This is a genomic window from Shimia sp. (assembly GCF_965227725.1).
Classification (GTDB): domain Bacteria; phylum Pseudomonadota; class Alphaproteobacteria; order Rhodobacterales; family Rhodobacteraceae; genus Shimia.
The window spans coordinates 436,301-460,808 of the sequence record NZ_CBDDGH010000006.1 but is presented as its reverse complement, the minus strand read 5'-3'; the positions used below and the strand labels follow the sequence as shown (position 1 = coordinate 460,808).

The 24,508-nt window shown below is 56.6% G+C and carries 1 protein-coding gene; it reads left to right on the top strand.

The genetic code is table 11. The features are described from left to right. Positions 1 to 339 precede the first annotated feature (339 nt). Positions 340 to 24,360, top strand: a complete 24,021-nt coding sequence (locus tag ACO07T_RS19830; RefSeq protein ID WP_422050837.1) for an Ig-like domain-containing protein — start codon at positions 340 to 342, stop codon at positions 24,358 to 24,360. Positions 24,361 to 24,508 lie beyond the last annotated feature (148 nt).

The window sequence follows — 24,508 nt, the reverse complement described above, 5'->3', positions numbered from 1 at the left end:
GGCCTGGTTCACCTTATTATTAAGAAGACTTCTATGCGACGGGGTCATTGCACTGACAGTATATCAAAGGAGAAAATAGATGTGCTGACAGCTTAAATGGAAATTTTTTTCTGCAAGTGAGTAATAACATGCTAATAAGTTAAATTTTTATATTTGACCTCTTGCACTTCTTTTTTTCTTTTTATCTCAGCGTGTTGTTGGAAATATCAGAAGGTTAATCTTCTCAAAACGTTAAAATTCTGCCATGTTTTTCCCACATTTTGGTGAGGGTGGACCCGACGCCCTTGGTCTATTTTTAGTGCCGCCGACTTTTCGGCTGTTATTTGTATGAGGTTCATTATGAATTCTCCGGTGACCCCAGAGCAACTGGTCAATAGCTTTTTTGTAGGTAACCAAAACGACCCTCGCGTAGAGGTGCTTGCCGATGGCAACTACGTAATTGTGTGGGTGTCGGACGGGCAGGATGGGTCCGGTGCTGGTATCTTTGGACAAAGGTTTACCGCTCAGGGTCAACGGATCGGATCACAGTTCATAGTGAACGATACAAACCAGAACGATCAGCAAGACCCATCTATCGCAGCGACGGATGATGGTGGCTTTGTCGTCGTCTGGGATGCGATAAATCAGGATCAGCCCGGTGTTTTTGACTTCGGCATAGTTGGGCAACGTTTCTCGGCTGACGGTACTACGCTCGGTGGGGAGTTTGTGGTCAACGCGGTGAATACGGCGGCTTCGCAATTTGACCCTGAGGTGGCATCTGTCCCGGGCGGCGGGTTTGCCGTGACCTATGTTGACGACCTGGGGGATGGAAGCAACGATGGCATTCGTCTGCGCTTCTATGACGGTGCTGGCGCGGCTTTGGGCGATGATATTCAGGTGAACACTGGAGTCGCGAGTAATCAATTTTCCCCAGACATAGCACGCATTGAGGCCAGCGCGGGGGCGAATGGATTGGTCAATGGCGGGATAATTATCACGTGGACCAGTCCCAATTCCGGAACCACCGGGGACGGCTCGTCCAATGGTGTGTTCGCTCAGGTCTACGCCGCGGATGGCTCGCCTGTCGGTAGCGAGTTTCAGGTTAATACGACAATCGTCAACTCACAGAGCGAACCTGCCAGTGCTGGGCTTGCGGGTGGCCGTTTCGTTGTGGTTTGGGACGACAACGGCGGTGCAGACGGCAGCGGGACCGGTGTTTTTGCGCAGGTTTTTGAAGGTGACGGTACTCCGGTTGGCGGCGAGTTTCAGGTCAACACTGAATTTTCTTCCACGCAGAATGATGCGGAAATCACGGCCACGATTGATGGTGGATTTGTTGTCACCTGGACGTCAAACACCAGCGCCACTGCAGGCGATGGCAGTAGCACCGGGGTCTTTGCGCGACGCTTTGATGTGAACGGGGCGGCGGTGACCGGGGAAATCCTGATCAACGAGGAAATCACCTCCAGCCAGTTTGCTTCAGATGTGGCTGCGCTGTCTTCGGGCGGGTTTGTGGGCGTCTGGGTCTCCGAGACATCGGGCGATGCGGGTGATGGCGATCTGCAGGGTATTTTTCAGCGGATTTTTGACGACCCAATGACCTTTGTCGCGGCGGGGGCACAGCCCGAAGTAGAGGCGTTTTCCACCAGTCGGACATTTGCCGAAGCGGATTTGAACGCGGCTCCACAGCGTCTGGATATTGATGGCGCAGTTGCGTTTTCTGACACGGATTCCACCGATTTCGATGGGGGGCGGATCACGCTTAGTCAAATTCAGTTGCGCGTGGATGAGGATGAGTTTCCAGCTGAGGACGCCGATGAGCAGTTTCAGCTCGGGCTTGATACGTCCGGGGTGGTTTCAATCGTTGGAACGGATATCTCAGTCGATGGTGTTTTGGTGGGAACAATTGCCCAAGATGGCGCCAACGGGGCACCGCTGGCGCTTGATCTGAACGCCAGCGCAGATGCTGCGGCCGTTGAAATACTGCTTGAAAACCTCACTATCGCGAATGTGTCGGATGATCCACGGGCGCAGTCAACGCTGGAACTTTTGGTAGATGACGGCGACGGATCAGCGTCTGAACCGGTACTTATCGCAGTGGAGATCACACCTGAAGAAGATATTGACGGGCTGGTCGGCGCAGAGCGCCAGGTCAATACTGTTACGGTCAACAATCAGCGCGAAAGCGATATCGCTACGCTTGTGGATGGTGGATATATTTCGGTTTGGACTTCCACCAATCAAGATAACGCGGGTAGTTTTGATCAGGGTGTCTTTGCGCAGCGATATGACGCAAATGGCAAGGCTGTTGGTGCTGAGGTCCAGGTCAACTCAACTGTGATCTCCTCACAATTTGATGCCCGGGTGACTGGTTTGACGGACGGCGGTTGGGTTGTTGTTTGGGACGATGCCGCCATAGGTGGCATTCGCCTCAACCGCTATGACACGGCGGGAAATGTCACTGTCTCCGAGTTGCAGGTCGAGACCGAGACGTCCGGCAATCAGTTTGAACCAGATGTCGTCGGGCTCAACAATGGTGGCTATGTGGTCACGTGGTCCTCGCAAAACTCCGGGAGCGCGGGTGATGGCAACTCCAACGGTGTTTTCGCCCAGCTCTTTAACGCTGCTGGGGCGCCGGTTGGGGGCGAAATCGCCGTGAATGAACAGACCATTGGAGCGCAGGACACATCCAAGGTCGCTGCGCTTGGTAGTGGCCGCTTTGTTGTCGTCTGGGAGGAACGCGATATCGCAAACGGCGACGGGAGTTCTGGCGCAATATCTGCAAGGATTTTCGACGCAACAGGCGTGCCAGAGGGAAGCGAATTCCGGGTCAATACCCAAACCAACTCTGATCAATCCAATCCGGTTGTTGCAACTTTGGCCGATGGCGATTTTGTGGTGGCATGGCGATCGACCGGTCAGGATGGAGCGCAGGGCGGCATATACTATCAACGCTTTGCCGATACGGGCGCCTCCATTGGTGATGAAATCCGGGTGAATGACACAACGGAGGGCGATCAAACCACGCCTGATATCATTGCGCTGGATACCGGCGGCTTTGCCATTGGCTGGGTCGATACCACGGCGGCGGCACCTGGGTCCGGTTCGGATGTTTTTGTGCAGGTGTTTGACGCAGACGGCACACGGCTTGACAGCGAGCGTTTGATCAACACCGAAGTTGCCTCAACACAAAATGAAATTGCGCTGACAGCGCTGCCCGGTGGCAACTATGTTGTTCAGTGGACCTCAGCGACATCCGGTACTGCAGGGGATGGCGACAGCAACGGCATCTTCCAGCAGATCGTGGCGGACCCAACTGACATTTCGCAATCGGAGGCACCCAATCTCCAAGGTTTACCGCTGATCCTGGAGTTGAATGAAAATGCTGCCAATCTTGGGGTGCAGCTTGTCCAGGCAGGAGGTCTGTCTTTGACGGATGAGGACTCTCCCGATCTGGCCGGAGGGAGCATCCGTCTGGCGCGAATTGTCACAGAACCTCTGGCCGCTGCGTTCAACGCGCCCGACAATCTCGATCAAGATTCAGTTTTTGTCGCCGTGGGGGGCGGCATAACTCAGAATGTCGATACTCTGAGCGTAGACGGCGTGGAGGTCGCGATAATCTCCTCTGATGGTCAGAATGGCGCTGATCTGGTGTTAAACCTGCTGGCGGGGGCAACGCTCGATCGGGTTGAGACGCTGCTAAATGCGTTGAGCTATCAGACCGACAGTGATGATCCGCGCGACACCCGGACATACTCACTGCTGATCGAAGATGGCGATGGCGGGTTAACCCAGCCTCGGTCGCTTGAAATCCGTATTCTTGCTGAGGGCGAGCCAAATGCGCCTGTACCGGTGCCCCCTGAGCAACAAGTTAACACGTTCATCACAGATCAGCAGACCGATCCCGAGGTAGCGGCGCTCACCGATGGCGGTTGGGTGGTTGTTTGGAGTTCCGATGGACAAGACTCCGAGGGGTTCGGCGTGTTTGGCCAGCGCTACAATTCTGAGGGTGTTCGGGTTGGGGGAGAGTTCCAAGTCAACACGAGCTTTGACGGCAGTCAAAATGATCCGGTTGTGGCCGCGCTTGAAGACGGCGGCTGGGTCGTTGTCTGGGAAACAGGTTTTGTCGATGTGCCAGGCAGCACCGACGTGGGGATCGTGGCGCAGCGGTATGGGGCGGATGGCACCCCGGTTGGTGGAGAAGTGGTCGTGAACACGACTACTTCCAATACGCAGTTTGATCCGGCGGTTGCCACCATTCCGACCGGGGCACCTGGGTTCGCCAGCGGCGGATATGTGGTTGTCTATACGTCAGATACAGGGGACGGGTCATCTGGTGCGATCCTGATGCAGAGGTTTGCAACTGACGGCACGGCAGTGGGATCTGAGTTGGTTGCGAACGCGACGACTGCTGGCTTTCAGGATGAGCCGGACGTGGCGGTGCTGAGCGATGGACGCATTGCTGTAACCTATCAAACATCAAACAGTCTGTTCGTGCGCGTTTTAAACGCGGATGGCAGTGAGGCCGTTCCTGAGATTTTGGTTACTCCCAATGCGAACACTCCGGATATCGCGGCGACCGCCGACGGAGGCTTTGTACTGGCTTGGGCTGATACAAGTGGTTTGGACGGTTCAGGGCAGGGTATCGCTGCGCAGCGTTTTGACGCGAGTGGCGCACCGGTCGAGAATATTTTTGTGGTGAACGACCCCTTTGCTAGCACGCAGGGTGAGCCGGATGTGATCGGTCTGGATGACGGGCGGTTTGTGATTGCGTGGCGCGATTTCTCCAACGGCGGCGACGGAAGCGGTGACACAATTTACGCACAGGTCTACTCAGCCACCGGCGAGCGGCTGGATGGCTCGTTTGTTGTCAATCAGGAAACCACGCTGAGCACCCAGTTCATGCCGAAACTGGCGGCATTGCCAGGCGGAAATTTCGTGGCAACCTTTGCGTCCTCAACGTCTGGCTCTTCAGGTGATGGGAGCTCAACCGGGGTTTTCCAGCAGATTTTTGGCGACCCGGCTGACTTTACCCCCGGTGCCGCGCCTGTGATTCAAGGCATGTCCACAAGCGTTTCGTTTGATGAGGCAGATGTGAATGCCGCATTGCAACGCCTTGATGCAGACAAAACAGTTTCTTTGGGTGACACGGACTCTCCGGATTTTGACGGAGGCGTGCTCACACTGGCCGTGGATCAAACCTTCGATATCCTCGAGCAACTCAACGCGGGTGATGACGAGACGCAGGATCAACTGGGGCTCGTAGCAGGTGACGTTGGCAACGGTGACTTGCAGTTCACAGGGCTTGGGCTCAACGACACTGTATCGGTGGATGGGACGGCCGTTGGCGTGATCACCAGCGTCGGTACGTCTTTTGAAATCACCTTCAACTCTGATGCGACGGCAGAGGACATCGAAGCCATTTTGGGCAACCTTGCCTACGGCAATGGCTCAGATGCACCTGCGCCTGATCGGCGGCTCCGGGTCGACTTGACCGATGGCGATGGGCAGAATGCGAATACCCAACTGATCGATGTCAGCGTTGTACCCGAGCCAGATTCCGGGCTGATTGCTGGTGAAGAACGGCGCGTAAATGCCTTTACTGAAAGCACGCAAACCGCTGCGCAGGTGGTTGAACTGACGGGCGGTGGCATGGTCGTTGTCTGGCAGTCCTTTAACCAGGATGCCCTCTTTACAGAGGGTGTGTTTGGCCAGACGTATGACGCCGCTGGTGTACCGGTTGGGCGTGAATTCGCAATAAACACCACGACCGACCGCAACCAGAGCGAGCCTGTTATTGCAGCGACATCTGATGGCGGCTTTGTCGTCGCCTGGCGGGGCAACAACCAAGATGCGCCGGGCAGCTTTGATGACGGTATTATCGCCCAGAGATTTGACGCTGCCGGGGTCGCGCAGGGGGGCGAGATCATCGTCAATACGGCGATCCCTCAGACACAATTCGATCCGTCCATCGCGGCGTTTGTCGATGGCGGATTTGTGGTCACATATGTGTCGGATCTGGGGGATGGCAGTGGAAGTGCCATTCTGAGCCAGCGCTTTGATGCCAGCGGCACGCCGGTCGGCGCTGAGGTGGTGGTCAATACTGCCAATACCACAGGTAGCCAAAACCAGCCCGCAGTGGCGACGCTGGTCGATGGGGTGGGGAACAATGTGGGGCATGTGATCGTCTTCACGGCCCCAACACAAGGCGGTGATGGCGACGGCGACAGCAGCGGTGTCTTTGCACAGCGCTTTGACGCGACGGGAGCGCCCGTTGGCGCGGAATTCCAAGTCAACACGGCCACTGAGGGCGCTCAGGACGAGGCGGCTGTTGTCGGGCTGACAGGTGGTGGTTTCGTTGTCACTTGGACGGATGACACACAGGATCGCTCCTCCAACGGCGTCTTCGCCCAGATCTATGATGCAGTAGGTGTGCCTGTTGGCGACGAATTCCGGGTGAATACAGATCGCACGAACAGCGAGGGCGACCCGGCAATCACCGCGATGAGCGATGGTGGTTTTGCCATTAGCTGGACCGCCGGCACCAATCAGGACGGCAGCGGAGATGGCATATTTGCCCAGCGTTTTGCCGCAGATGGCAGCCGGATCGATGGCGAAGTCCAAGTCAATGTAGAGACGAGTTCCAGTCAGAACCTCTCAGACGTCGCAAGCTTTGGGACCGGGGCGGTTGCTGTTTGGACCTCCGCAACAAGCGGCAGCTCGGGTGATGGCAGCGGAAGTGGCGTTTTCTTGCGCACTTTCGAAGCGGCGCCCGCGACCAATACATCTCCGGTTTTGGAAGATGTGGAACGCAGTGCAACGATATTTGCGGACGATATTGTCGGCGGTGTTCCGATCCGAGATACAAACATTGGCCTGTCTGATGCTGACACCACGAACTTTGATGGTGCCACAATTGAGTTCTACTACACCGCTTTTGCCGCCCCCAACGACCAACTGGTGATTTTCACCGACGCAGATGTGACGGTGGCGGGGAGCACAATCAGCGTAGGCGGCACGGCCGTTGCGACCATCGATGCGACCAGCGATGGCAGCAATGGCGGCCCACTACTGATCACCTTCAACGCGCCTGCCACGATAGATGATGTGCAGATGGTGTTTGAGCATATCAGCTACAGCTCAACCGACCTTGCCGCCAATTTGGCGAACACCAGTCGGGGCATCGGGTTTGTGGTCACTGATGGCGATGGCGGTCAGAGCGAGCCGGATTCCATTTTCCTCAATATTCTCGCAGGTTCGGATACGTTTTCAGGATTGATCGTGGACGATTGGGGGGATCCGGAAAACGAGAATGCGCAGCTTGATGATTTACCCCCGCGCAGCGAGGCAGCGTTGTTTGCGGCACCGCAATTGATTGATGCAAATGTGGATTTCCGTGACTTTGAGGGCGCGAGTTTCAATGGTGGCTTTGTCCGTGTGTCGGAGGTCTTTAACTCCTCGGGTACGCAGCAGCTGTCGGTGCAGGATCAGGGGACCGGTGCTGGGCAAATTGGATTTGACGGCAGTAGTGTGTCGTTTGAGGGAACAACCATTGGCAGCGTCAACGGGTCATCTGACGGCGTAGATGGAACTGCATTGCAGATTGATCTCAATGCGAATGCGGACGAGGACGGTATTGAAGCGCTGATTGAAGCACTGACTTTTGGGATCAGCGGAACCCTAAACAACGACTCCGTCGCGTTTGACATTTCTGTTCAAAATCAACTGGGTGCACAGAGTGCGTTTAGCCGGACGCAGCAACTAGTAGATCGTGATCTGGTGATTGTGGATACCGGCCTAAGCGAGGAAGCGCAGGTCAACACATTCACGACCTCAGCCCAGCAAGCGCCACGCGTGGCAGAGCTGAGTGATGGCGGCTACGTGGTCGCTTGGAACTCGACACAGCAGGACAACCCCGCCAGTAGCAATCGGGGGATTTTCGCTCAGATTTACAACGCGCAGGGCGATCAGGTCGGTGTTGAATTCCAAGTCAACGAAGTTGCTTTGGGGGATCAGGTCCAGCCGCGCGCCGAAGGCCTTTCGAACGGCAATTTCATATTGTTGTGGACTGACGGCAATCTTGATGGATCGGGGCAGGGCGTTTTTGCTCAGCTTTATCAGAATGATGGGACAGAAGTCGGGTCGGCTTTTCAGGTAAACGAAGAGTTTTCCTCGACCCAAAGTCAGCCTGAGGCCGTCGACCTAGGTGCCGGTCGCACCATGATTGTCTGGACCTCAACCAGTTCTGGCTCTGCCGGGGACGGCAGCGGCAATGGTGTGTTTGGTAGGGTCTTTGATGCGTCAGGTGTGCCTGAGGCGGGTGAGTTCCAAATCAACTCAACAACAACAAGTGGCCAGCAGCGGCCACAGATCACGCTGCTCCCAGATGGGGATGCTGTGGTGGTCTGGGAAGATCGCGGCGGTGCCGATGGATCTTCCTTCGGGATTTATGCGCAGCGGATCGACACCAATGGTGCTTTGGTTTCTTTCGACGGTATGTCCGCCGGGACGGATGAACAGCAGGTCAACACGAGCACGCTCAGCACACAGCAACGTCCTGACGTGGCGACGCTGGCCAGCAGCGCCGCACTGCCTGCCGGTGGGTTTGTGGTCGTCTGGGAAAGTTCAGATGGCAATAACAACGGGGTGTTCGCCCAGATTTATGACGCGGGTGGCGTGCCTCAGGGCGGCGAGTTCCGAGTGAACACAACCGTGATTGGCCTGCAAACCGATCCTGTGGTGGTCGGTGCCTCGGATGGCAGCTTTTTTGTGGCTTGGAGCGATGATAGCGGCATTGACGGCAACGGGCGTGGTATCACCGCGCAGCAGGTCAACGCAGATGGTACGCTCAACGGAAACGCTTTTGTCGTTAATGAAGAGAACAGCGCCAGTCAGACGCAGCCTGATCTTGCCGTACTGCAGAACGGGACGCTTGCTGCGGTTTGGGTCTCGAACACTTCTGGGGCTGCGGGTGATGGTTCCGGGAATGGTGTTTTCCAAGCCTTGTTCAACCAACCTGCCCCAGCTGCCGGAGCTATGGCACCCGTGCTCGTGGGCGTTGAAGACGTTGTTGTGTTTGATGAAAACACTGCCAACGCCGCGCCGCAGCTTTTGAACCAAGATGGATCGCTGTCTCTGACAGATATGGATTCTGCTGATCTTGATGGCGGCAGTATTTTGGTACAGCGCATTGTGGGCAGCACGTTCAACGAAGAGGCGCTGCGGGGCGCTGGTGAAGGTGTTGAGCAAGACTCTTTTGGCGTAGCTGATGGGAATGGCGTAAGCGTTTCCGGCACCCAGATTTCTGTTGGTGGAAACGTGATCGGCACCATTGTTGAGGATGGTCAGAGCGGCAACCCTCTGAAAATCGATCTGAGTTCGGCTTTTGCGACCCCTGAAGCTGTGGAAGCCATTTTGGCGCAGCTTTCATATCAAAATCTCTCTGACGATCCGAGCGCCAGCCGACAGGTGGCCATCCAGGTCACCGATGGCGATGGCGGGTCGACCGGCAGCGAGGTGATGACCATTGAGGTTGTTGGTGAAGTCGACAGTACTTTGTCGCCGCAGGGAGGCGAAGAGCAGATCAATACCTTCGTTCCCGATGGCCAGAGCGATGCTGCGACCGGGGCGATTTATGACTCGGCGGGTGTTCAAATCGGGTATGTCGTGGCTTGGACCAGCGCGAACCAGGACCGCACGCAAGACAACACACCGGGGGTGTTTGCGCAGCGCTATGACTTAAATGGTGATCCGGTTGGCGCGGAGTTCCAAGTTAGTCTGCATACCGAATTTACGCAAAATGACCCAACCGTGACCGGCCTCCCGACTGGGGGCTTTGTGATTGGTTGGAACGACAACAGCTTTGCGCATCCGGCGGGCGTGCCGCTTGGCGAAGTCTCCAACGGCAGTTTCGCTCAGATTTTTGATGAGAATGGCCAGAGGGTTGGGGGCGAATTCCTTGTCAACGATCTGGTGTCCGGTACGCAAAATCAACTGGAGCTTGCCGCCAAAGCCGACGGAACCGTCCTCGCGGTGTTCACTGATACTCAAAGTGCGGACGGCAGCGGTTCGGGTGTTTTCCTGCGTGAGTTCGACAATACCGGTTTGGCTACTGGCGCGTCCCAGCAAGTCAACGTTGAGTTTTCCTCGACCCAGAATGATGCGGCTGTTGCGGTGCTCAGTGGTGGTCGGGTCGTTGTGACATGGAGCTCAGCTACCTCTGGCAACGCGGGGGACGGTGCCGGTGTTGGAGTTTTCGCGCGCTTGTTTGAAAACGATGGCACGCCAGTGGGCGGTGAATTCCAAGTCAACACGACCACGTCGAGCACGCAGGACGCCGCGCGCGTGGCAGCATTGGCCGATGGCGGTTTTGTGGTTGTCTGGGATGATGACAGTGGGATTGATGGCAGCAGCACTGGCATTCAGATGCAGCGCTTTGATGCAAATGGCGCGCCTGTCGGTGGTGAAGTTCTGGTCAATGATACGACAACGTTTGCGCAGGTCGATCCCTATGTGATGGCACTTGATACCGGTGGCTGGGTTGTTGCCTGGACAGACTTCAATGGGCTTGCCGATGGCAGTGGTGCGGCGGTATTGGGGCAGCTTTATGCACCCGACGGAAGTCGAGTGGATGGCGAGTTCCTGATTAACTCCGAAACATCGTCGACCCAGAGCGAGCCTCGACTGGTGGCACTGCCCAATGGCGGGTTTACAGCGGTGTGGACCTCCGCAACTTCCGGAACCGCAGGGGACGGGGATGGCTTCGGTGTCTTCCAGCAAGTCTTTGCAAATACTGGCGATGTGCTTGTTTCCGACAACCCGATCCTTATTGGGCTTGAGGGCACCGTTGCTTTCAACGAAGCGGATGTTAACGCTGCGGGTCAGCTCTTTGCCACATCAGCAGGCTTTGGAGACGCGGATTCCATGGATCTTGATGGCGGCGTTTTGACGGTTTCGATGGTCGTCACCGACGTCGTACAGGCGCAATTCACAGCACCTGATGACGCCTCTCAGGATCAGCTCGGGATCAGCACAGCTGGCGCCGTTTCTGTCGCGGGTGCTGATGTTTCGGTGGGCGGCACGCTCATCGGCACGATCGTATCGGATGGCACCAATGGCGCCAATCTGGTGGTGAACCTGAACAATGCAGCTACAGCGGCAGGAATTGAAACCCTTATCCGTAGTCTGACTTATGCCAATACCTCAGACGATCCAGAAACCTCGCGTCTCATCGCCATTCAAGTAACAGACGGTGACGGGGGCTTTGTGCGCGAGACGGTGGGCATTGATATTGCGCCGGAAGTGGATGGCGCCGTCCTCGTCGGAGATGAGGTACAAACCAATTCATTTACCACCAACAGTCAGGCCGATAGCCACGTCGCTACACTTGCCGATGGCGGTTATGTGATTGTCTGGACTTCAACCAATCAGGACGCCACTGGAGACAACCAGAATGGGGTGTTCGCACAGCGGTATGATGCGTCTGGCGCACCAGTTGGTGGGGAGTTCCAAGTCAACACCAATGCTGCTTTCAACCAAGATACCGCACAAGTGGTCGGGCTCGCGACGGGCGGTTTCGCGATTGCTTGGGAAGACAATTCCGGCCTCATTGGCGCCGACAGCGATCAAGAAATTGCGCTTCAGGTTTTTGATGCGAATGGACAGCCCTTGGGTACGGAGATTGTGGCTCCGAGCACCACCCACTTTGACCCCGAAAACCCAGCGCTTGCGGCGTTTGCCAACGGTGATTTTGTCTTGGTGCGAGAGGGGCGGAATCCGTCCAATGGCTCGCTGGATGAAATCTTTGTCCAGCGCTTCAATGATCAAGGCGGCACGGTTGGATCAGAGATCGTGATCCCCGCAATCGGGAGCTCAAACCTTAGATCAGCCGCAGTCGCGACGCAGGCAGACGGCACTTATGTGGTGGTTTTCCAAGCTTCTAATGTTGATGAGCCGGGTGCGTTCAACAATGGGGTGTTCCTCCAGCGTTTCGCAGCCGACGACACGCTGATTGGCGGGCCGATCCAGGTCAACACGCTGGAGCGTTTCGGTCAGTCTCTCGCGCGTGTTGCAGCGACCGAGGACGGCGGCTATGTCGTGACCTACCAGTCTGATATTGCAGATGATTTTGGCTTCTCTAGCGGCAGCTTGGGCATTTATGCACAGCGCTTCGACGGTGTAGGCAACAAGGTTGGCGATGAGTTTCTGGTCAATGAGATTGTCGATAGCTCTCAGTTCGAACCCGATGTCGCGGCACTTGCTGGCGGCGGATTTGTGATCAGCTTTGTCGACAACAATGGGGTTGACGGTTCCGGGCAGGGTGTCTTCTTGCAGCAATATGATGCGCAAGGCCATCGGATCGATGGAATGACGCAAGTCAACCAAGAGATAAGCTCCACGCAAAACCAGCCGGCCATCGCGGCTTTGGCAAATGGCAATATGGTTGTGTCGTTCACATCCAATACCAGCGGGAGCGCGGGCGACGGCAATAGCAACGGCGTCTTCCACCAGATTATTGGTGATCCCGCAGATTTTGCCAGCGGCGGTGACCCGGTGCTTGAGGGCATCAACCGCGAAGTGACTTATGCGGAAAATGACCTAAATGGCGTGCCCCAGTTGATTGATGCGAACGGAGCCGTCGCGGTTTCTGATCCAGATTCCGCCGATTTTGATGGTGGCGCCATTCTGGTTTCGAACTTGATTTCATCCGCGCCGCTGATTGACCAGATCAATCCACCAGATGATTTGACACAGGATCAGCTCGGTCTACGCCAGACTGCGCGGATCACCATAGCGGCCAACGATGTTTCCGTGGACGGCACGATGGTGGCACAGATCGTTCAGAATGGTCAGGACGGCACCCCATTTGAACTGAGCCTGAACGCGAACGCGACGCCTGAAATCGTCGAATTGCTTGTTGAGAATCTAACCTATCGCAACATCTCTGATGATCCGCTTTCAACCCGCGATCTCCGCATTCAGATCACGGATGGTGATGGCGGGGCGTCTGAGCCTCAGATTGTCACGATCACCATCACGCCAACGCCTGACGCTGCACAGCCGGTTGGAGGCGAGCAAGAGGTCAATACTTCTGCCGGGGCCAATTCAGAACCAGCGGTGGTGACATTGCCGGGCACGGATGGAGATTTTGTAGTGGTCTGGTCCGGTCCCGATGCTGATGGGCAAGGCATTTTGGCGCAGCGTTTTGACGTGAATGGCAACAAGGTCAATCGTGATGGCACTGGGCTGCCATCGGGTGACAATGACGAGTTTGCTGTCAATACCACCACGGCCGGCACCCAAGGAGACGCCCAGATCGCGGCGTTTTCGAACGGTGGTTGGCTTGTCACCTGGACTGACTCCAGCGGTCAGGATGGCAGTGGGTTGGGCGTCATTGCGCAACTCTTCAATCCCGACGGCACCCCCAATGGCGGCGAATTTGTCGTTAACAACCTGACGTCTTCCTCACAAGAGCATCAAGATGTGGCGGTATTGGGTGACGATAGCTTTGTCGTGACTTGGGAATCGATCAATTCCGTGGGTGCGAGTGACGGAGATGGCCGCGGTATTTTGGCCCGGCATTTTGACTCATCAGGCACGCCACTTTCTGGCCAGTTTGTGGTCAACACGGGGGTGGCGAGCACGCAAAGTGACCCTGCTATCACAGATCTCAACGATGGCGGCTTCCTAGTCACTTGGGAATCATTCTCTTCCAGTGGCTCCGCTGACGGTGATCGTTTCGGCATCTTTGCGCAGCGTTTTGATGCGTCGGCTAATCCGGTGGGCAGCGAGTTCCAGGTCAACACCTCGACACGCAGCGACCAGAGTGATCCGGCTGTGGCTGTGCTGAGCGATGGTAATCTCGTCATCACCTGGACCGATGCGGTAGCGGATCTGGCGTCTTCTGGGGTGTTTGCCACCATCGTTGCACCTGATGGCACGCCGCTGGTGGAAGAGTTCCGCGTCAATGACCAACGCGCCTTTATTCAGAACGATCCTTCTGTTGCAGCGTTGGACAACGGCAGTTTTGTGATCGCCTGGACGGACTTCAATGGCACAGACGGATCTGGTCAGGGCGTGTTCGCCCAGCAGTATGACAGCACCGGTGGGCGTATCGACAGCCAGTTCCAGGTCAACACCACCTTCTCGGGCACTCAGAACCAGCCTGACGTGGCGGCTTTGCCCGGTGGCGGCTTTGTGGTGGCTTGGAACGGTTCTGTGCTCATCCAGATTTATGGTAATGAGACACCCACCATTTCGCCAGTCTCGGCGAACGGCGATGAAGACACGGCAATTGCGCTGGATGCGGCTATCTTCGATGCAGGGTTCTTCGATCCAGATGGCAATACGCTACAAGAAATCCGCATCGAGACTTTCCCGACGAACGGTACTTTGGCGCTCAACTCGGTGCCAGTGCTGAGCGGTCAAGTTATCTCTCGCGCAGATTTGCTCGCGGGCAATCTGACCTACACTGGCAATCAGGACTTCAATGGCAGCGACAGCTTCCTTTGGACCGGTTCGGATGGGATTTCCTTCTCGACGGACCCAGCGGTTGCAGCCAACATCACCGTCGATCCTGTGAACGATGCGCCAGGGCTTGAGGCAGGGGCGGATACCAGCGCGGGTGAGGGGGGCAATCTCAATCGCACACTGGATCTTTCGGACCCTGACACGGATCTGCGCAGCTTCACCGTCGACTACGGCGATGGGGCTCCTCTCGAAATGTTCGATAGCAGCTCGCTGTCGCCGGTCATCAATCATGTCTACAGCTCTGAGGGTGACTTTACCGTCACGGTGACAGTTGACGACAATGCCGGAGAACCCAACTCAGTCGAGATGGACAGCTTTGTGGTCTCAGTCGTCAACGCCAATCCGGTCGCGGTGAATGACTCTGTCTTTGCGAACGAGGATGGCCCGGCGATCAACGGCAATGCACTGACCAACGACAGTGACCCAGGTGGAGATGCATTGAGTGTGAGCGCCGTTAACGGCATGGCCGCGGATGTGGGCAACCAGATCACATTGGCATCGGGTGCGCTCTTTACCCTGAATGCTGACGGCAGCTTTGACTATGACCCCAATGGGCAGTTCGAAGGCTTGGCCGACTTCCAGTCGACCGCAGAGCAAATCACCTATGATCTCTCAGATGGTGAAGGGGGGACAGACACTGCCACGATCTTTGTCAATGTTCAGGGACAGAACGATGCGCCTGACGCGGTAGACGACAATGTAAGCGCCAATGATGATAGTGCGATCAGCGGCAATGTGCTGAACGACAATGGCAATGGCGCTGACAGTGATATCGATGCTCTCAATGTGCTGTCTGTCTCTGCCGTGAACGGTCAGGCAGGCGATGTGGGCAATCAGATCGCGCTTGGCTCAGGGGCGCTGCTGACGCTGAACGCAGATGGCACGTTTGATTATGATCCCAACGGTGCTTTCGTGGGTGATGATGCGGACAGCTTCACCTACACGCTTTCGGACGGTCGGGGCGGCAGTGACACTGCGACAGTTTTTGTAACAATCGTGGGCACCAACATCGCGCCGGATGCGCAGGATGACACAATTGCGGCAGACGAAGATGTTCCAATCATGGGTGATGTCTTCGCCGACAACGGCGCAGGCCCGGATGCGGATGCAAATGGCGACTCAATCACAGTGACGCAGGTCAATGGCAGTGCTGCCAATGTGGGCATTCCCATCGCACTCACAGGAGGGGGCACGCTCACGCTCGAAAGTGACGGGCAGTTCACTTTTGACCCGGCCGGGGACTTTGAAAACCTGGCCTCAGGTCAGGCGCAGAACACCTCCTTTACCTACACCATCGAAGACGGTGAGGGCGGCAGCGACATGGCGACCGTGACGCTGGTTGTCGCGGGCGCAAATGATGCTCCGGTTGCGGTTTCTGATTTCGAGATGACCGATGAGGACAGCGCAACCAATGGCGATGTCTTGACAAATGACAGCGAAATCGATGTTGGCGATATGCTTGCCGTTGTCGAGGTCGGTGGATCAACACTCGCTGTTGGCATGTCAGTGACGACCAGCGGTGGTGGTTTGGTGACCATCGATGCCAATGGCCTTTTCACCTATGATCCCAATGGCGCTTTTGAATTCTTAGGCATCGGGCAATCCACGACGGACTCCATTGCTTACACCTTGGGGGATGGGTTTGGTGGCACAGACACAGCTACGCTGTTTGTGACGGTCAATGGCGTGAACGACGCCCCGGTCGCGGCTGACGATGCCTTTAACGTTGGTGAAGATGACAGCTTGACTGCAGATTTGACGGCGGACAATGGGAGCGGTGCGGACAGTGATCCAGATGCGAGCGATGTTCCGTTCCTAACGGCGGTTAATGGGTCAACCGCCGCGATTGGCCAGCAAATCACGCTGGGTTCTGGAGCGCTTCTGGTTGTGAATGGTTCGGGCACCTTCACTTATGACACCAATGGCCAGTTTGAGATGCTGAATGTCGGTGAAACGGCGATGGATAGTTTCACGTACACGCTCTCAGACGGCCAGGGGGGCACAGATACTGCTACCGCGACGATAACGATCAACGGCAACGCGGATACGCCCGTTGCAGTGGATGACGACGTTGCGACGGATGAAGACATGCCAGTGTCCGGCGATGTGCTGACCAATGACACCGACGCTGATGGCGACACGCTAAGCGTCGTTGCCGTAAATGGCGAAGCTGGCGATGTGGATACACAGATTGTGCTGCCCTCCGGAGCACTGCTGACGTTGAACTCTGACGGCACATTCGACTATGATCCCAACGGCCAGTTTGAGGCCCTGGCTGATGGTGAAAACGGTGCGGATCAGTTTGACTACACCGTTTCTGACGGCAATGGCGGCACGGATACCGCAACTGTCACGATTGACATCGACGGTGTGAATGACGCACCACAAGCCGGTGATGATTTCTTCTCGACCGATGAAGAAACGTCGCTCGTCATGTTGGACCTTTTTGCCAACAATGGCGGATTGGCTGATGTGGACATTGATGGAACCGATGTGATCTCGGTCGTCGACGTTAACGGCGCGCCGGGCGATGTCGGCAACCAGATCACACTGACTTCGGGCGCCTTGCTTATCGTCAACGCAGACGGCTCCGCGAGTTATGATCCAAATGGGGCGTTTGAGTTCCTTGCGGCGGGCGCAGATGTCAACGACAGCTTCACCTACACGATTAGCGACGGCAACGGTGGCACGGATACCGCCACCGCGACCATATATGTCAATGGTGTCAACGATGCCGCTGTTGCGGAAGACGATGGGTTCAATGTTGCGCTGGATGACGCATTGATGGGCAATGTGCTGTCTGACAATGGCAATGGTCCGGACAGCGATGTGGATGTTGGCGATGTGCTCTCGGTGACAGAGCTGAATGGCTCCGGCGCCGCGCTGGGTGTTGCGACCGCCCTGGCTTCAGGGGCGCTGGTGACGCTGAATGCAGATGGCACCTTCAGCTATGATCAGAATGGGGCTTTTGCAGGTCTGAGCTCGACAGCTACGGCGGCCGACACGTTTGACTACACGATCTCAGATGGCAATGGCGGCACGGATGTGGCGACGGTGACGATCACCATTGGTGGCTCCAACCAGCCTCCTGTTGCCGCGGGCGACAGTGCGACGACTGACGAAGACAACGCTGTTGTGATCAATGTGCTGGCCAATGACAGCGATGTGGATGGCGACACGCTGACGATCTCGGCGCTTGGTGCAGCGAGCAATGGCAGCGTTGTAGACAATGGCGACGGCACAGTCACCTACACACCAGACGCAGACTTCAACGGCGCGGACAGCTTCACCTATACAGTGAGCGACGGTAACGGGGGCGTTGATACGGCGACGGTCAACGTCACGGTGAATCCGGTGAATGATGATCCTGTTGCCGCGGGCGACAGCGCCACGACCGACGAAGACAATGCGGTTGTGATCAACGTGCTGGCCAATGACAGCGATGTGGATGGCGACACGCTGACGATCTCGGCGCTTGGTGCAGCGAGCAATGGCAGCGTTGTAGACAATGGCGACGGCACAGTCACCTACACACCAGACGCAGACTTCAACGGCGCGGACAGCTTCACCTATACAGTGAGCGACGGTAACGGGGGCGTTGATACGGCGACGGTCAACGTCACGGTGAATCCGGTGAATGATGATCCTGTTGCCGCGGGCGACAGCGCCACGACCGACGAAGACAATGCGGTTGTGATCAACGTGCTGGCCAATGACAGCGATGTGGATGGCGACACGCTGATGATTTCGGCGCTTGGTGCAGCGAGCAATGGCAGCGTTGTAGACAATGGCGACGGCACAGTCACCTACACACCAGACGCAGACTTCAACGGCGCGGACAGCTTCACCTATACAGTGAGCGACGGTAACGGGGGCGTTGATACGGCGACGGTCAACGTCACGGTGAATCCGGTGAATGATGATCCTGTTGCCGCGGGCGACAGCGCCACGACCGACGAAGACAATGCGGTTGTGATCAACGTGCTGGCCAATGACAGCGATGTGGATGGCGACACGCTGACGATCTCGGCGCTTGGCGCAGCGAGCAATGGCAGCGTCGTGGACAACGGCGACGGCACAGTCACCTACACCCCGGATGCGGATTTCAATGGCGCCGATAGTTTCACTTATACGGTGAGTGACGGCAACGGGGGCACGGATACGGCGACAGTCAACGTCACGGTGAACCCGGTGAATGACGATCCGGTTGCGGAAGACGATGGGTTCAATGTTGCGCTGGATGACGCATTGATGGGCAATGTGCTGTCTGACAATGGCAATGGTCCGGACAGCGATGTGGATGTTGGCGATGTGCTCTCGGTGACAGAGCTGAATGGCTCCGGCGCCGCGCTGGGTGTTGCGACCGCCCTGGCTTCAGGGGCGCTGGTGACGCTGAATGCAGATGGCACCTTCAGCTATGATCAGAATGGGGCTTTTGCAGGTCTGAGCTCGACAGCTACGGCGGTCGACACGTTTGACTACACGATCTCAGATGGCAATGGCGGCACGGATGTGGCGACGGTGACGATCACCATTGGTGGCTCCAACCAGCCTCCTGTTGCCGCGGGCGACAGTGCGACGACTGACGAAGACAACGCTGTTGTGATCAATGTGCTGGCCAATGACAGCGATGTGGATGGCGACACGCTGATGATCTCGGCGCTTGGTGCAGCGAGCAATGGCAGCGTTGTAGACAATGGCGACGGCACAGTCACCTACACACCAGACGCAGACTTCAACGGCGCGGACAGCTTCACCTATACAGTGAGCGACGGTAACGGGGGCGTTGATACGGCGACGGTCAACGTCACGGTGAATCCGGTGAATGATGATCCTGTTGCCGCGGGCGACAGCGCCACGACTGACGAAGACAACGCTGTTGTGATCAATGTGCTGGCCAATGATAGCGATGTGGATGGTGACACGCTGACGATCTCGGCGCTTGGCGCAGCAAGCAATGGCAGCGTTGTTGACAACGGCGACGGCACAGTCACCTACACCCCGGATGCGGATTTCAATGGCGCCGATAGTTTCACTTATACGGTGAGCGACGGCAATACTGGCACGGATACCGCGACGGTGAATATTACTGTGAACCCGGTGAATGACGATCCTGTTGCCGCGGGCGACAGCGCCACCACCAACGAAGACAGCGCCGTTGTGATCAATGTGCTGGCCAATGACAGCGATGTGGATGGTGACACGTTGACGATCTCGGCGCTTGGCGCAGCGAGCAATGGCAGCGTCGTGGACAACGGCGACGGCACAGTCACCTACACCCCGGATGCGGATTTCAACGGCGACGACAGCTTCACTTATACGGTGAGTGACGGCAACGGGGGCATGGATACGGCGACAGTCAACGTCACGGTGAACCCGGTGAATGACGATCCGGTTGCGGAAGACGATGGGTTCAATGTTGCGTTGGATGACGCATTGATGGGCAATGTGCTGTCTGACAATGGCAATGGTCCGGACAGCGATGTGGATGTTGGCGATGTGCTCTCGGTGACAGAGCTGAATGGCTCCGGCGCCGCGCTGGGTGTGGCGACCGTCCTGGCTTCCGGCGCGCTGGTGACGCTGAATGCAGATGGCACCTTCAGCTATGATCAGAATGGGGCCTTTGCAGGTCTGAGCTCGACAGCCACGGCGGTCGACACGTTTGATTACACGATCTCAGATGGCAATGGCGGCACGGATGTGGCGATGGTGACAATCACCATTGGTGGCTCTAATCAGCCCCCTGTGGCAGCGGACGACAGCGCCACCACCGACGAAGACAATGCGGTTGTGATCAATGTGCTGGCCAATGACAGCGATGTGGATGGCGACACGCTGACGATCTCGGCATTGGGTACTGCCAGCAACGGCAGTGTTGTAGACAATGGCGACGGCACAGTGACCTACACGCCGGACGCGGACTTCAACGGCGCGGACAGCTTCACCTATACAGTGAGTGACGGTAACGGGGTCACGGATACCGCGACAGTGAATATTACTGTGAATCCAGAGCCTTCAGTCAATCTGCTTGGTCAATGGGAATTCAATGGTGATGGCACGGATCTGATTGCCGGGAACACCGCGCTTGTCAGGAGTGGGGCTCAATTTGGACCGAGCGCCGCGGTGCTGGACGGCGTCAATGATTTTGTTGAGATCACAAGCCTTGGCGCTTACGAGATCGCAGAAGGGTTCGCAGAGATCCGGTTCTCAATTGATGCGCTCAGCGGAGTGGATAGCACTACAAATCTGCGATCCGGTGAATGGCAGGCGCTTTTCTCTCGTGACTCTCGAGGTTTTGACGGCGGCGGCCATGTCACGGCATTGGTGGACGGCGACGGCTCGATCCTTGTGCGCCACCAGACAATGACACAGAGCTATGCGATTGATGTGGATGCTGGCAGCATTATGGCTGGAGTAGACTACCACCTTGTGTACAGCTTCAGCGCGGACACAGGCATGGCGCTCTATCTGGCGGAAGATGGCGATCCGCTGCAGGAGGTTGGTAGCAACGATGCCTCTGTATTGGCGGGCGATCCGTTAGGCTTGATCGGTAATCAAGAACCCTGGACCTTGGGCGCGTCACAAGCCAGAAGCAATGATGGCGTTGCAGACCGGCTGCAGGATTTCCTCGATGGACAGGTGGATAGTTTTACTCTGACTGCAGGCGTGTTTTCTGTTTCAGGTAATACTCCTCCTGTTGCTGCGGACGACAGCGCGACGACTGACGAAGACAACGCTGTTGTGATCAATGTGCTGGCCAATGATAGCGATGTGGATGGTGACACGTTGACGATCTCGGCGCTTGGCGCAGCGAGCAATGGCAGCGTCGTGGACAACGGCGACGGCACAGTCACCTACACCCCGGATGCGGATTTCAACGGCGACGACAGCTTCACTTATACGGTGAGTGACGGCAACGGGGGCATGGATACGGCGACAGTCAACGTCACGGTGAACCCGGTGAATGACGATCCGGTTGCGGAAGACGATGGGTTCAATGTTGCGTTGGATGACGCATTGATGGGCAATGTGCTGTCTGACAATGGCAATGGTCCGGACAGCGATGTGGATGTTGGCGATGTGCTCTCGGTGACAGAGCTGAATGGCTCCGGCGCCGCGCTGGGTGTGGCGACCGCCCTGGCTTCCGGCGCGCTGGTGACGCTGAATGCAGATGGCACCTTCAGCTATGATCAGAATGGGGCCTTTGCAGGTCTGAGCTCGACAGCCACGGCGGTCGACACGTTTGATTACACGATCTCAGATGGCAATGGCGGCACGGATGTGGCGATGGTGACAATCACCATTGGTGGCTCTAATCAGCCCCCTGTGGCAGCGGACGACAGCGCCACCACCGACGAAGACAATGCGGTTGTGATCAATGTGCTGGCCAATGACAGCGATGTGGATGGCGACACGCTGACGATCTCGGCATTGGGTACTGCCAGCAACGGCAGTGTTGTAGACAATGGCGACGGCACAGTGACCTACACGCCGGACGCGGACTTCAACGGCGCGGACAGCTTCACCTATACAGTGAGTGACGGTAACGGGGTCACGGATACCGCGACAGTGAATATTACTGTGAATCCAGAGCCTTCAGTCAATCTGCTTGGTCAATGGGAATTCAATGGTGATGGCACGGATCTGATTGCCGGGAACACCGCGCTTGTCAGGAGTGGGGCTCAATTTGGACCGAGCGCCGCGGTGCTGGACGGCGTCAATGATTTTGTTGAGATCACAAGCCTTGGCGCTTACGAGATCGCAGAAGGGTTCGCAGAGATCCGGTTCTCAATTGATGCGCTCAGCGGAGTGGATAGCACTACAAATCTGCGATCCGGTGAATGGCAGGCGCTTTTCTCTCGTGACTCTCGAGGTTTTGACGGCGGCGGCCATGTCACGGCATTGGTGGACGGCGACGGCTCGATCCTTGTGCGCCACCAGACAATGACACAGAGCTATGCGATTGATGTGGATGCTGGCAGCATTATGGCTGGAGTAGACTACCACCTTGTGTACAGCTTCAGCGCGGACACAGGCATGGCGCTCTATCTGGCGGAAGATGGCGATCCGCTGCAGGAGGTTGGTAGCAACGATGCCTCTGTATTGGCGGGCGATCCGTTAGGCTTGATCGGTAATCAAGAACCCTGGACCTTGGGCGCGTCACAAGCCAGAAGCAATGATGGCGTTGCAGACCGGCTGCAGGATTTCCTCGATGGACAGGTGGATAGTTTTACTCTGACTGCAGGCGTGTTTTCTGTTTCAGGTAATACTCCTCCTGTTGCTGCGGACGACAGCGCGACGACTGACGAAGACAACGCTGTTGTGATCAATGTGCTGGCCAATGATAGCGATGTGGATGGTGACACGTTGACGATCTCGGCGCTTGGCGCAGCGAGCAATGGCAGCGTCGTGGACAACGGCGACGGCACAGTCACCTACACCCCGGATGCGGATTTCAACGGCGACGACAGCTTCACTTATACGGTGAGTGACGGCAACGGGGGCATGGATACGGCGACAGTCAACGTCACGGTGAACCCGGTGAATGACGATCCGGTTGCGGAAGACGATGGGTTCAATGTTGCGTTGGATGACGCATTGATGGGCAATGTGCTGTCTGACAATGGCAATGGTCCGGACAGCGATGTGGATGTTGGCGATGTGCTCTCGGTGACAGAGCTGAATGGCTCCGGCGCCGCGCTGGGTGTGGCGACCGCCCTGGCTTCCGGCGCGCTGGTGACGCTGAATGCAGATGGCACCTTCAGCTATGATCAGAATGGGGCCTTTGCAGGTCTGAGCTCGACAGCCACGGCGGTCGACACGTTTGATTACACGATCTCAGATGGCAATGGCGGCACGGATGTGGCGATGGTGACAATCACCATTGGTGGCTCTAATCAGCCCCCTGTGGCAGCGGACGACAGCGCCACCACCGACGAAGACAATGCGGTTGTGATCAATGTGCTGGCCAATGACAGCGATGTGGATGGCGACACGCTGACGATCTCGGCATTGGGTACTGCCAGCAACGGCAGTGTTGTAGACAATGGCGACGGCACAGTGACCTACACGCCGGACGCGGACTTCAACGGCGCGGACAGCTTCACCTATACAGTGAGTGACGGTAACGGGGTCACGGATACCGCGACAGTGAATATTACTGTGAATCCAGAGCCTTCAGTCAATCTGCTTGGTCAATGGGAATTCAATGGTGATGGCACGGATCTGATTGCCGGGAACACCGCGCTTGTCAGGAGTGGGGCTCAATTTGGACCGAGCGCCGCGGTGCTGGACGGCGTCAATGATTTTGTTGAGATCACAAGCCTTGGCGCTTACGAGATCGCAGAAGGGTTCGCAGAGATCCGGTTCTCAATTGATGCGCTCAGCGGAGTGGATAGCACTACAAATCTGCGATCCGGTGAATGGCAGGCGCTTTTCTCTCGTGACTCTCGAGGTTTTGACGGCGGCGGCCATGTCACGGCATTGGTGGACGGCGACGGCTCGATCCTTGTGCGCCACCAGACAATGACACAGAGCTATGCGATTGATGTGGATGCTGGCAGCATTATGGCTGGAGTAGACTACCACCTTGTGTACAGCTTCAGCGCGGACACAGGCATGGCGCTCTATCTGGCGGAAGATGGCGATCCGCTGCAGGAGGTTGGTAGCAACGATGCCTCTGTATTGGCGGGCGATCCGTTAGGCTTGATCGGCAATCAAGAACCCTGGACCTTGGGCGCGTCACAAGCCAGAAGCAATGATGGCGTTGCAGACCGGCTGCAGGATTTCCTCGATGGACAGGTGGATAGTTTTGTCTTCGCTGAGGGTACCTTTTATGATGCATTGTTTTAAAGCAGCATCCAGGATTCAGGGAGTGCGCATTGAATGAGCGGGATCGGATAGAAAATACGCGTTCTGTTTGTTCTATTGATTTGGCGTGGCTGGATGATGGTGTTCGACGCGATGTTTTCGTGCCATGCATCGCAGTTTTGTTCGATAT